10 protein-coding genes are annotated in these 11686 nt (G+C 42.3%); all 10 read right to left on the minus strand.

Going from position 1 to position 11686, the window contains the following annotated elements; translation table 11 throughout:
• Positions 1–2: 2 nt before the first annotated feature.
• The 10 genes from A2W93_09290 to A2W93_09335 all read right to left on the minus strand — a co-directional run bounded on the left by A2W93_09290 (position 3) and on the right by A2W93_09335 (position 11602).
• A complete protein-coding gene (locus tag A2W93_09290; GenBank protein ID OFY54490.1) occupies positions 3–773 on the minus strand; it encodes a hypothetical protein in 771 nt (256 codons plus the stop codon).
• A gap of 554 nt (positions 774–1327) precedes the next feature.
• Positions 1328–1987 (minus strand): hypothetical protein, encoded by a 660-nt coding sequence (locus A2W93_09295; protein OFY54491.1) that lies wholly within the window; start codon positions 1985–1987, stop codon positions 1328–1330.
• Entirely contained in the window at positions 1977–3794 is a 1818-nt protein-coding gene (locus A2W93_09300; GenBank protein ID OFY54492.1) for a hypothetical protein, read from the minus strand. Before A2W93_09300 ends, A2W93_09295 begins: the two co-directional genes overlap by 11 nt.
• A 382-nt stretch (positions 3795–4176) precedes the next feature.
• Positions 4177–5280 carry a hypothetical protein gene (locus A2W93_09305; GenBank protein OFY54493.1) on the minus strand — a complete coding sequence of 368 codons (1104 nt, stop codon included), beginning with the start codon at positions 5278–5280 and terminating at the stop codon, positions 4177–4179.
• A 307-nt stretch (positions 5281–5587) separates the two neighbouring features.
• Positions 5588–6292 carry a hypothetical protein gene (locus A2W93_09310; GenBank protein ID OFY54494.1) on the minus strand — a complete coding sequence of 235 codons (705 nt, stop codon included), beginning with the start codon at positions 6290–6292 and terminating at the stop codon, positions 5588–5590.
• A 6-nt stretch (positions 6293–6298) separates the two neighbouring features.
• Positions 6299–7129, minus strand: a complete 831-nt coding sequence (locus A2W93_09315; GenBank protein OFY54495.1) for a hypothetical protein — start codon at positions 7127–7129, stop codon at positions 6299–6301.
• Positions 7130–7137: 8 nt separating this feature from the next.
• Entirely contained in the window at positions 7138–8502 is a 1365-nt protein-coding gene (locus A2W93_09320) for an aldehyde dehydrogenase (protein OFY54496.1), read from the minus strand.
• A 339-nt stretch (positions 8503–8841) separates the two neighbouring features.
• A complete protein-coding gene (locus A2W93_09325) occupies positions 8842–9540 on the minus strand; it encodes a hypothetical protein (protein OFY54497.1) in 699 nt (232 codons plus the stop codon).
• 99 nt (positions 9541–9639) lie between these two features.
• On the minus strand, positions 9640–10512 hold the full coding sequence (locus A2W93_09330; GenBank protein OFY54498.1) for a hypothetical protein: 873 nt from the start codon (positions 10510–10512) through the stop codon (positions 9640–9642).
• Between the two features lie 331 nt (positions 10513–10843).
• Positions 10844–11602, minus strand: coding sequence for a hypothetical protein (locus A2W93_09335; GenBank protein OFY54499.1), 759 nt, complete (start codon positions 11600–11602; stop codon positions 10844–10846).
• Between the last annotated feature and the right edge of the window lie 84 nt (positions 11603–11686).

Consider the following 11686-nt stretch of genomic DNA (forward strand, 5'->3'; position numbering starts at 1 on the left):
TTTTAAAGTGTGAATCCAAAAACCAAAAATATATTTTCCGCCATGGGGTTTACAATGAAAGAAGTTGACAATGGTAGCGTGAAATCTCCGCTTATTTTCACATCCTTTTTTACTTTTAATCCGAGATTGACAAATCCCATTGTGTTGCCGTAAAACCCGCGTGAAACGCCTGCCAGTTTATCGGCATCGTTTGGTTTGTTCGGTGTGAAGCCCGCAAAAAGATCGTAGCTGGTACTACCACATTTACCACTGTAGCACAATTCCATATAGGTCGAATAAAACAACTTGCCATCGGCATGTCGGGTATCGGCGCCGTAAAAATTGGCAGCAACAAGAAACGACAAAGGCAGTTCTTCGGTTCCTTTCCATTTAATGGTGCCTTCGAAAATGTGCCCGCTCAATGAGTCGTTGTATTCAAAGTAATTATTGAATGCTCCCGGGGTTTCGTTCGGAAAGAAATAATCGGTAACCGTAATATCAATCTTGTCTTTCAGCGTGTAGGTGAGAAACAAATCGGTTTCTTGCGCCTGTGAAAAATTATTGGTGGCAAATGCGCCCCAAACTCCGAATGTAAAGTTGAAACCAGTGAGCGAAACCGTAGGCTGAATGCTGGGTGACGAGCCAAAATCACTTCCCCGCCACACGTAGCGACTCATGATATCTGCCCCACTGTTTAATTCTACCTTTGATGTGTCTTTTTCCTGACCTTCCATGAAATAAGGAATCAGAGACACGCAAAGAAAAAAGAATACTGATAAAAATTTTTGCTTCATATGCTTCGTTTTAATTCGAAGCAAAGCAATAAATACTGCGTCAGATGTACAATACCGAATTAACGGAAATGATTACGTGGCTTTCTGAAAAAGTCCTACGTGATTCACGTATTTTTCTAAAATCAGATTTCGATGATTTTATTTCGGATGGCATATTTAATCAGCTCAACTATTCCTGACTTCGACACTTTGCGTTTTCTTTCTTAAAGAATACTGACGTCCGGAGGATGTCAAACAATAATAGCGTCCGGCGAACTTGTCACGTTTTACGTGAAGCCGGATGTAGAATAGCACAAAAAACAAGACCCCGTCAGGGTCTAACACCCCTGTTATCGTGAAAAAATATTGTTTTGATTATCCTTTATTTGACCTCTCCGAGGTCGGTTTTTTTCTTTCTCTTTCCCGGCTTTGCCGGGCTATTATTATTTGACCTGCGCTGCAGGTCGGTTAAAATTCATGACATGCATTGATACTCTTCAATTCTATTCATTGGATGTATCATCACAAAACTATAAAAATATAACCATAGTGTCCTAATGGCGAAGTCAGGAAAATCAGATTTCAATGATTTTATTTCGGATGGCATATTTAATCAGCTCCACCGTTGTTTTTAATTCCAGTTTCTGCATGATATGCGTTTTGTGAGTCTCAACAGTGCGAATGCTGATAAATAGTTTCCCGGCAATTTCCAGATTGGAAAGTCCTTCGCAGAACAGGTGTAGCACTTCGTTTTCGCGTTGAGACAATGGCTCTGTCGATGGATCCGGATTTTCTTCTTTTTCCAGTTTTCGCATCAGAGCTTTTCGCAGCACGTCGGAAGTGGCTTCACCGAAATATTCTTCGCCGGCATAAAGCCGACGTATGGCATCGGTGAGTTCGCGCGCCGGAATGTTTTTTGGCAGATACCCTTTTGCGCCAGCTTTAATAGCACGAATGATATATTCTTCATCGTTGTGCATGGAAAGAATGAGTACTGGTAAAGCAGGTCTCATCTGCAAAATCAGCGGAAGCGCATCAATCCCCGATTTGTCGGGAAGCGAAATATCGAGAATAAGAACATCGGGAAAAGTGTTCTCCAGCGTATTAAGAGCTTCTGCAGCCGAACTGGCCTCAGCAACGACGTTGATGTCCTGCGTTCCTGAAATGATCGCTTTCACGCCGTCACGCACAATGTCGTGATCATCAACCAGCATGATTTTAATTTTATGCTCCATGACTTTCGTTTAATGTATAGTGCAGTTCTATTTTTGTTCCACAGTTTTGTTTTGAATCAATATTCAGGTTGGCACCAATCAGGGCGGCTCTTTCCCTGATATTGGCAAGCCCCTTTCCACGCGCAGTTTCTTCCGATCCGAATCCGCATCCGTTGTCCTGAATTTGCATCAAAATCAAAGGGGTATTAAAGGAAAATCCAACTTTAATTTCAGAGGCATTGCTGTGTTTTAACGCATTGCTCAATGCTTCCTGTAAAATGCGATACAAATGTGTTGCTTCCATTTCGCTCAGTGGCAGTGTTACTTCGTCGATGGCTTGAATAATTTTTATTCCGGAACTTTCTTCCATTTGATTGCATAAGCTACGAAGTGCGCTTGTAAGGCCAAACTCCGACAATTCGGAAGGCGCAAGCCCTTTCGATATTTTACGCAATTCGGTGATTCCCTGATTGACCAATTTTTTCGAAGCCGCATATGGAGCCAGATTCTGAATGTTTTCGTATTGCCCCATACTTTCCAGTTGAAAACGAGCGGCAACAAAAATCTGTCCTATACCATCGTGCAATTCGCGTGAAAGCCGCTGGCGTTCCTTTTCCTGGCCCTCGATAAACGATTCAATCCGTTGACTTCTTTCGGCTTCAAGTTGCAATTCGCGGGTGGATATTTCTTGTTGTTGTTCACAAAGCTTCTGCGACATTTCGTTGAAAGCGCCCGCCAGCTCGCCCAGCTCATCGTTGCTTTGATAATCGACCTGCACACCCAGCTGACCTGTGCTTATTTGTGAAACAGCTGTTTTCAACCGCAAAAGCGGACGTGTAAAAAACCGGGAAAGCCAGAAAGAAACAAAAACGAGAATGAATACAATGGCAATGCTTACAAAAAGCAGCGTGTTCCGTAAGTTTAGAAGGGGCATCAGCGCTTCTTTTTTATCGATTTCGGCCAGAATGGCCCAGTCGAGTCCCGGAATCTGTAAGCGACTGCTGGAACTTAATACCGGAATGCCCCGATAATCATTACTGATCATTTCACCTTCGTTCTGTTGAAAAACCTGTTTGGCAGGAATGGTTTCCGCTTTCACACTCATGACCGATTTTTTCAAGAAGCGCGATTGGCTGCGCATCATATAGTCGCTGCCGATTATATATACTTCGCCGCTGTATCCAAGTCCGTTCTGGTCGTTTTGTTCGAGTAAAATACTGTTCAATGCGTCGGCTGAAATACTAATACCAACAGCACCGATGATTTTTGATTTTTCAAGAACAGGTGCAAAAACGTACATCAGCGGCAAACCATTGGTTGTGTCATAATCGCTTATTTGAACGGCGTTTTCAGCAATTGATTGTTGAGCCGTTATTAGATAATGAGCGTTATTAACTTCGGAAAAATAGTCAGCAACAATTTGTTTTTTTTGATTTCGGGAAATGATGAAGCTTTTATTGTCGGTTGAAACCAATAGTAGCTGATGGTGTCCCGGCCGGTCAAAAACAGCTGAAAAAAGATAATCGCCAGCTGTAGAAAGAGTAAGCGTATCGCCTGATTGCAGTTGTTCGGATTGCTGGTTGAATGCTGAAAAAACATTGTTTAATTCCTGCGAAAGCCCAAGTTGCAACACTTCGGTTTGCCGATCGCGGAAGTATTGTTCCAACTGAAATTTTCGCGCATTGCGAATGGTTTTAAGCTGTGAGAAGGTCCGGTCTGTCACCGAGTCACGTGCAATGCGATACGTAAGCAGTCCGGTAACCGCAATGATGGCAATGCCCGTCAACGACAGGAACAATACAAAGCGGTCGCGGAGGTTGGTTTTCATTTTTAATCAGGTGGTACAAATATACGGGTTCTGTGTTTCTCACAACAGCCCTCTCTATATTGAGGTTGTCTCAAAATTGAAAATCGTTACGATATTCCATCGTTCCGGCCAAAATTAACCCTCGAAGAGTTCCAAACTCTTCGAGGGTTTTATAAACAGGCCGGAATATGGAATCGTCGTAACAGCTTCAAAAACAACGATTCCATATCCTTTCGCTCCTACGTCGCTATCGGACGATGGAATATTGTTTTGAAGAAGGCTTCGTTTTGAGACATCCGCCTTCAGATTGCAGGACCATTATATATTTTACTTTGGTATAATACGGCATTTTGTCTTTTCAAACAAAAAGACAACCTGAAGTCAACTTAAAACTAATTCAGACTCAATTTCTCCACTCGTAATGATAAATCGCTTTGAAACTGCCGCCGAGGAAAACCGTCAGGGTTTTCTGATCTTTCTCTTTCGCCCCTTTTTCAAGAGGTTTCTGGCTGATAATTTCAGAGCTAAAATCTTTGGTGAAATAAATTTCTCCGGCGCTATTGGCCAGGTTGAGTCCATAAATGCCCTGACTGAATTTGGCCATTTGTTGGTCTGGTCTCCAGCTGGCAGTAGTAGAAATTGTTTTCAGCGTATAGTTCAGTTTTATTTTTTCGCCGGCAGCAATGTATGTTTGTGGATCCGTCCAGACAACATTGTAGGTCACGCCTGCCAGCAATTTTCCGCTGCTTTTATCGTTGCGTTTTTTGACAATTTCTATGTTTCCTTTGTTCCCCGAAAATTTCACCACATCAACCATGTAATCACTGGTTCCTGCCAATGGCTTTTCGCTGGTGTTGGTTGCGTCGTAAAATTCGTATTTCACAAAATACCAGCCGGGCTTATTGCCAGCAACGGTTGTGTTGGTGGGTGTTTCGGTAATATTGGAGCGGGTGAGTGTGGCATTCCATTCGTAGGAATAAACGGCTTTGAAACCACTGCCCATGTTTACTACTAGTTTTTTGATTTCCTTGTCTTTATATCCCTTGTCAATGGCTTTCTGACTCGAAATTTGTGAGCTGAAATCTTTATTGAAGTATATTTCTCCGGCGGTATTGGCCAGATAAATGCCATAGATTCCCTGCTCAAATTTGGCGCTTTGCTGCTCTGGTTTCCAGCTTGTGGAGGACACTGTTTTCAAGGTATAGTTCATGCGAATAATATCACCGGGAAAAATAGTGTTTTGCGGATCGGTCCATGTGACATTATACGTAACGCCGGCTAGCAACTTTCCACTGCTTTTGTCGTTGCGTTTTTTGACAATTTCTATATTCCCTTTGTTACCCGAAAATTTTGCTACATCGACCATGTAGTCACTTGTTCCAGCCAGGACCGTTTCGGTAGTTTTGGTGCCGTCGATAAATTCGTATCCGACAAATTTCCATCCGCCCTGTGCGTATGTGATACAAACCGACAACAGAACAATGGCAAACAGTAAAAACTTTTTCATAGCAGTATGTTTTAGAGTGATATTGATTCTCGTTATTCAAACAAATATAATAAAACTTTTGAATATGAGTGGATTTGTTTTACTCCAGTTCAAAAGCATCCATATAATTTTTCACAATAAAAACATCACCGTCGCGGAATTCGAGCTCGAGGGAGATATCGTACATGTCATAACCCAGACTCATAATTATCCGGAAGTCAGTTAGGCAATTTTCCATCGCACAACCCGATTTTGATTCGAGAAAAAACAATGTGCTATCATAATTCGCAACATCATCTTGATTATTAAGCGGAACAAACTTTATTTATTATTTCTGAAAATCCCATCTGGAGCGGAATCCACGCACATCGATGTGTATGGTTGTTGTGCCCGGATAGCGTCCGATTCCGCCAGAGTTGCCAATGATTATTTCGAGCAATTCAAGCAAAATCTGTTTATCTCTGACATCAACTGTTCCGTTGTTGTCAACATCCCGAACGATCAGATCGGCGGCATTGCCATACATGTGCTGGCTGCCGCGGGCGCCGCCCACAGCCTCGTTCAGAACCGGTGGCCGGAAACTTTCACGAACAGCAAAACCGTTTTTATTGTAACCATTCTTTTCAAGCGCTATTTTCAGATCCAGAATTCTGTACAACAGTTCTTTTTTTACCAGAAGAAAAAAGGTGTTTCTGCCACAACTGAATGATGGCGGGCAGATGGGATTGTATTCAGGCAGAAATGCAGAAACGGAAACATCAGCGACCAGATTTCTGTCAAGATCTTTCCGGCGGATAATCAGAAACTCCCTGTTAGCATATGTCTTTTCATGGCTTTTGGTGAGACCTGTCACCTCCCGGTATTTTTGCGGCAGTTCACTGAAACTGATTTTCTGAAACGAATTGTATACGGAATCAATTTGAGTGTAAGTTGTTATTTCGGGATTGGAATATGTTTCAGAAATGTCATTTATATCCTTACAGGAAGGAAAAACAATGAAAAGAAACGAGGCGACAGCAAATATTCTTTTCATTTTTTTCTATGGTTTGATGATTTTTATACTGCAGTTTTCATTGGCATGTTGCTGGAGCAAATTAAAAACATATAGAATGGCCCATGATGTTTTCATCGGAGCATTGAAATGACTGAAAACGATTTTTTTTGATATATTCCCATGATAGAATATTGTGAAAGAATATACGGCAGCATCAACACCTGATGAATATGTTTCGCGGGAACAATTTAAAATGTCCGAATAAGACAGTCGGGTTGAAATATTTTTCATTTCTGCAGAATCTAGTTGTCCGGTGCAAAACGATTCTTCATCATATATGTATGTGAGATTGAATTTGCCGTTTGAAAACAGTGAATATCGATGCCAAATATTCCATCCATTGAAAAAATTCAGATGCAGAGAATCAAATTTGACCTGACGAAACGTTGGCCTGAACCGAACCCAGTTTGTTGGTTTCTCATTGTTTGAAAGGAATAGCGTATCTTTATCTATCCTGATAATTTTGCTTTTAAGCCACTCTTTCTTCAGCGGATCAGTGATGATAATTGAATCATTCCGGATTTCCCATGATCCGATCGTTCCCAAATATGCATCATTGTTGTCTTTTTTGTCATTCCAGAATCCACGGAATGCTTCTGCCTGACCATCAGAAAAAAGAAAAAATCCTTTCTGATCACAGCCAGCCGGTTTGCGAATCTTTGTTGTTTGCAGATGATTTAAAAAATCGTCGTTAGGAATTATATAACCGTCATCAACATACCATGCGCCGACGATCTCTTTTTTAATGTCAGCTTGTTTGCATGAAACAAGCCCAAAAAGCAAAGAAACTGATATGACAAATATTGAGTAATTCATTTATTGCATTATCTCAAAAACCGTTTCAACCATTTCATTTTTCCTTTTGTATAAGGCGGATATTTCAGGTTGGGTTCAAAGCGGAATGGTTTATACATAACGCTTTTGTAGTGCGAAAAAGTACGGAAACCGGCTTCGCCGTGATAACTTCCGGTGCCGCTGTGACCCACGCCTCCGAAGGGCAGCCGCGGATTTGAAATATGCATGATGGTGTCGTTGATGGCACCGCCGCCAAACGAAATTTCATGCAATATTTTTCTGCGAATTTTTTTGCTTTTCGTGAAAACATAGCAGGCAAGCGGCTTTGGACGATCCTTTACTTCGATAATTATTTTTTCAAGGTCATCAAAGCCAATCACAGGAAGAATGGGGCCGAAGATTTCATCGTCCATCACCGGGTGTGAAAACTCAATATCCGTAAGCACTGTCGGGCTGATGTATCGCTCCTCGCGGTTGTGTTCGCCACCGGTGAATACTTTTATTGTGTCAATCATTTTTTCCAGACGATCGAAATTGCGCTCATTGATGATCTGCACATGATTTTTATTTTCGAAGGAATAGCGGAAATCATCTATCTGAGCCTTGATGGCTTGCAGAAATTTCTCCTTGATTTTATTTTCAACCAGCACATAATCAGGCGCTATGCAGGTTTGACCGGCATTGAGAAATTTTCCCCACACAAGGCGTTTTGCAGTGACCTCGAGGTTGGTATCGGCAAACACAAAGGCTGGACTTTTTCCGCCCAACTCCAGCGTGACCGGAGTCAGGTTTTTGGCGGCTGCCTGGTAAACAATGTTTCCAACAGGTACACTTCCGGTGAAAAATATTTTATCGAATTTTTCTTTCAGCAATGCTGTTGTTTCGGGCACGCCGCCTTCAACCACATGAAAAACGCCCGGATCGAAATTATTATTTACCAGTTCCGCCATCAATGCCGATGTGTGTGATGACAATTCGCTGGGTTTCAAAACAACAGTGTTTCCTGCTGCCAGAGCGGCAATGGCTGGTGCGAACGAAAGCTGGTACGGATAGTTCCAGGCGCCGATAACGAGACACACTCCATACGGTTCAGGCATAATAAACGAACGTGCTGGCATGTTTGGAATGTTGGTCAGAACGCGCTTTGGCCGACTCCAGCGCTTCATTTTTTTCAACGATTCGCCAATGTCGCTGTACAAAATTCCAAGCTCGGTGGCATAGGTCTCGAATTCTCCTTTTTTGAAATCATCGTAAATGGCCTCACAGAGCCGCTTTTCGTTTGTCTGAAGAATAGTTCTCAATCGGTTCAATTGTTCAGTTCTGAAGCTGATATCTTTGGTGACATTGCTGTGAAAGAAATCGCGCTGGCGTTGAATTATTGCTGTATATTCCATGATTTCAAAGATAGAAAATTTTTAGAAGCCAGCTTTCCCGACATTCTACCGTCAGCATAAAAACTGCTGTCATCCTGAGTGTCGCTCATAAAGCGATTTTCAAGCGATTAACCTGCGACGTATCGAAGGAGACAGCAGCCCAGCTGTCGTTCTTCGATACATTTGGAGTCTGCTGCTTTTTCAAGCTACTTCCGCAAACACTCTGAATGACAGCTGGGCTAAGACTTGTGATTCCCTGACATTCTACCGTCCGCTAAAAGGGGTTTAAACACGTCATTGCTGACGTGGAATCGTCGGGAAGGGCCGAACTTTGCTCGCACCGCACCGCATGCCCTATGCCTATATCAACACATCCATGCGATTAAAACGTCTTATTCCAAAGAACAAACACAGCGCTGAAATACCAATGGCAATGAGCGAATACACCACAGAAAGTTCATTCATATTAATGATTTCTGATCCTTTATACCAGTCGAAAGGCGAAATGTATTTCAGAAAATCAAGTTCTTTGTTCATTGAAATAACAACCTGCAACAAATACATTCCTAATACCACACCCATCGAAACAGCCGATGCTGTGCGTGATCGCGGGAAAAAGGAGGAGATCAGAAATGCAACAGAGCCAAGGGCGGCACCGCCAAGAATCCATGCAAGCGTCATTAGCGTAATGGTTAACCATGGTATTTCGCCGCCAATGATGGCGCCCATTCCAATGGCCGTTGCAAGAAAAAGAATCAAAGCTGCTGACACAACATAAGTGAGCGAAAATAAAATTTTTGTGCGCAGAAGATTTACTCGTTTTACCGGCAGTGAAAATAAATACTCCGCTGTTTTTTCACTGAATTCCTTCGATACGATGGTTGCAAATACGCTGGCAAATGCAATACTGAAAAACAGATAAACATACGAAAATCCAATTCCGGTAAAACCCAATGGATCGTTTAAATTGAGGCCGGCCATTCCAATGGCTTTCTGAAATTCAGGCGGCATTTTCATATCCAGAATTTGTTTCACATCGGCACCAAATGTGAGCGACATGGAAATAATGTACACCTGAAAAAAAGCACAGATAAGTGTGACGGTCAGGAATGACTTATAATTTCTTTTTATTTCTCTTTTAAACAACATATTACCCCCTTATTGTTTGAAGAAGTGCATGAATACGGTTTCGAGCTCTGGTTCTTCGATGCGTACCGAAGTTACATTGATGGTTGCAAGCAATTTCAGCAAATCATTAGCCGTTCCGGAAAAGAGAAAATGATAATGACTGTTTTTGTGCTCAAGGTTTTCAACCCCGCTTACAGAGCTAATATTCAAAGTGTCGGTCGTTTCAACTTCCACTTGCCGATACCCGATATTGGTAAAATCAGTTGCGCTGTTTTCGCGTATTAGTTGTCCTTCCTTCAGCAACCCTATTCGTGTGCAGACTTTCTGAACCTCGCTCAAAACGTGCGATGAAAAGAAAATAGTGGCGCCGTTTTTTTGTTCTTCCTGCAACAATTCGTAGAGATTATTTCGTATCACCGGATCCAAACCATTTGATGGTTCATCGAGGATGAGTAGCTTCGGAGAATGAAGCAGGGCGCAGGCCACAGATACTTTCTTGCGGTTGCCGAACGAAAGTTGCTCAAACTTTTTTTCAGTATCAATGTCGAGCATTTCGACCAGTTTTTTGATTTTTGCACCGTCGCGGATTCCGTGATAGTGTTCCGTAAAGCGGAACAATTCGCTCACCCGCATATCGTTGTACATAAACGATTCAGCTGAAACATATCCGGTTTGTTTTTTTATTGCAACATTCTGTGTAAGCGGATTCATGCCTAGTACCGACATGGCACCGCTTTCAGGGCGAAGAAAATTCAGCAGCAAACGAATGGTCGTTGATTTCCCGGCACCGTTTGGACCGATGAAACCGTAGATCTCGCCTTCGTTTACCGAAAGACTCAGATTGGTGAGCGCACGGACTTTGCCGTACGATTTGTTCACCCCTTCAAGTTTGATGACTTCCATTATTTTGCGGGTTGATTGGAACAAATATACTACATATTGGGATAATTTCGATATTTTGTGCTGAAGAAAAAAGACATTGAAATTATAGGTGACATCTGGAAGATGTCAAATAATTATAGCGTCCGCCAGCTGGCGGATGTAAAAATGTAAATAGTTTAGACCCTGTCAGGGTCTAATACACATATATTCAAAAATTATTACCAACGAATTTTCCTTCATTGGACCTCTACGAGGTCGTTTTCTGTTCAATCTTTTTCCCGGCCTTTCAGGCCGCGCTATTATTGTTTGACCTGCTCTGCAGGTCGTGTCAATATCATTAGTAAGATATTTCTCAAACATTCCTGAAAACCACAACACTCCTGAAAGCCGCATTATCACTTGATTTATGTTGTGCCTCGAAATGGTAAATTTTGTTTTCAATCAATTGAATCTTCGTATTTAATTTTTCTCCGGACAAGGTTTCTTTGATATAATTCACAGTGAGTTTTTCAAAAACATGTTCTTTGTGAAATATAGCAGGAATCGCATTCATAGCCCATTCCAGATATCGAGTGGAAGTAACGTGTCCGTTCAGATCAAAGTCGGTGAAGTTTGTCTCTATGGTGTCAGAATTCTGAGAATCGATTGGCATAATTTTTACCGGAGCTTTTGCAATGGCCTGTTTTTCGCGCAGCGACAGAAACATCCATTCGTCTTCGAGCGCTACTTTCCCCGGCTTCTTGGAATCCCTGTCAATGGCCAGCCAGTGCGATGTTGAGCGACCAATGACTTTTCCGTTTTGCCGGATCAGATAGTCACGCCGGTACAGAATTTTTTCAATATCACGCGGCCAGGTCTCTATTTCAATTTCATCATACCATTGTGGAATTGAATCCATTTCCAGCGTAAGCCGGCTGAGCACCCAAAAGAGTTTTTGTTTTCGCAGGTCACGAAATCCAAATCCAATGTTGTCGGCCGAATCAATGGCCGATTGTATCATAAAGCCGAGCAATGCCGATGGTTTCAGACGTGCATACATATCGGTGTCGGCCGAAGTAATCCGATACTTCGAAATCAGCGTCAGACCTTCCTTTGCAATGTCAGTAATCATATAAAAACGCTGCCCGGATCAACGGGGCTCTTCATCGTTTTCGCTGTAGGAGTCGGGTTCCTGCTTGGGCTTGGATGTCAGAAC

This window comes from Bacteroidetes bacterium GWF2_43_63 (assembly GCA_001769275.1).
GTDB lineage: Bacteria > Bacteroidota > Bacteroidia > Bacteroidales > DTU049 > GWF2-43-63.

Coding starts and splice junctions, on each gene's coding strand:
- A2W93_09310 (OFY54494.1), bottom strand. CDS start 6,292: ATGAAAAGAATATTTGCTGTCGCCTCGTTTCTTTTCATTGTTTTTCCT.
- A2W93_09295 (OFY54491.1), bottom strand. CDS start 1,987: ATGGAGCATAAAATTAAAATCATGCTGGTTGATGATCACGACATTGTG.
- A2W93_09315 (OFY54495.1), bottom strand. CDS start 7,129: ATGAATTACTCAATATTTGTCATATCAGTTTCTTTGCTTTTTGGGCTT.
- A2W93_09330 (OFY54498.1), bottom strand. CDS start 10,512: ATGGAAGTCATCAAACTTGAAGGGGTGAACAAATCGTACGGCAAAGTC.
- A2W93_09335 (OFY54499.1), bottom strand. CDS start 11,602: ATGATTACTGACATTGCAAAGGAAGGTCTGACGCTGATTTCGAAGTAT.
- A2W93_09300 (OFY54492.1), bottom strand. CDS start 3,794: ATGAAAACCAACCTCCGCGACCGCTTTGTATTGTTCCTGTCGTTGACG.
- A2W93_09320 (OFY54496.1), bottom strand. CDS start 8,502: ATGGAATATACAGCAATAATTCAACGCCAGCGCGATTTCTTTCACAGC.
- A2W93_09290 (OFY54490.1), bottom strand. CDS start 773: ATGAAGCAAAAATTTTTATCAGTATTCTTTTTTCTTTGCGTGTCTCTG.
- A2W93_09325 (OFY54497.1), bottom strand. CDS start 9,540: ATGTCGCTCACATTTGGTGCCGATGTGAAACAAATTCTGGATATGAAA.
- A2W93_09305 (OFY54493.1), bottom strand. CDS start 5,280: ATGAAAAAGTTTTTACTGTTTGCCATTGTTCTGTTGTCGGTTTGTATC.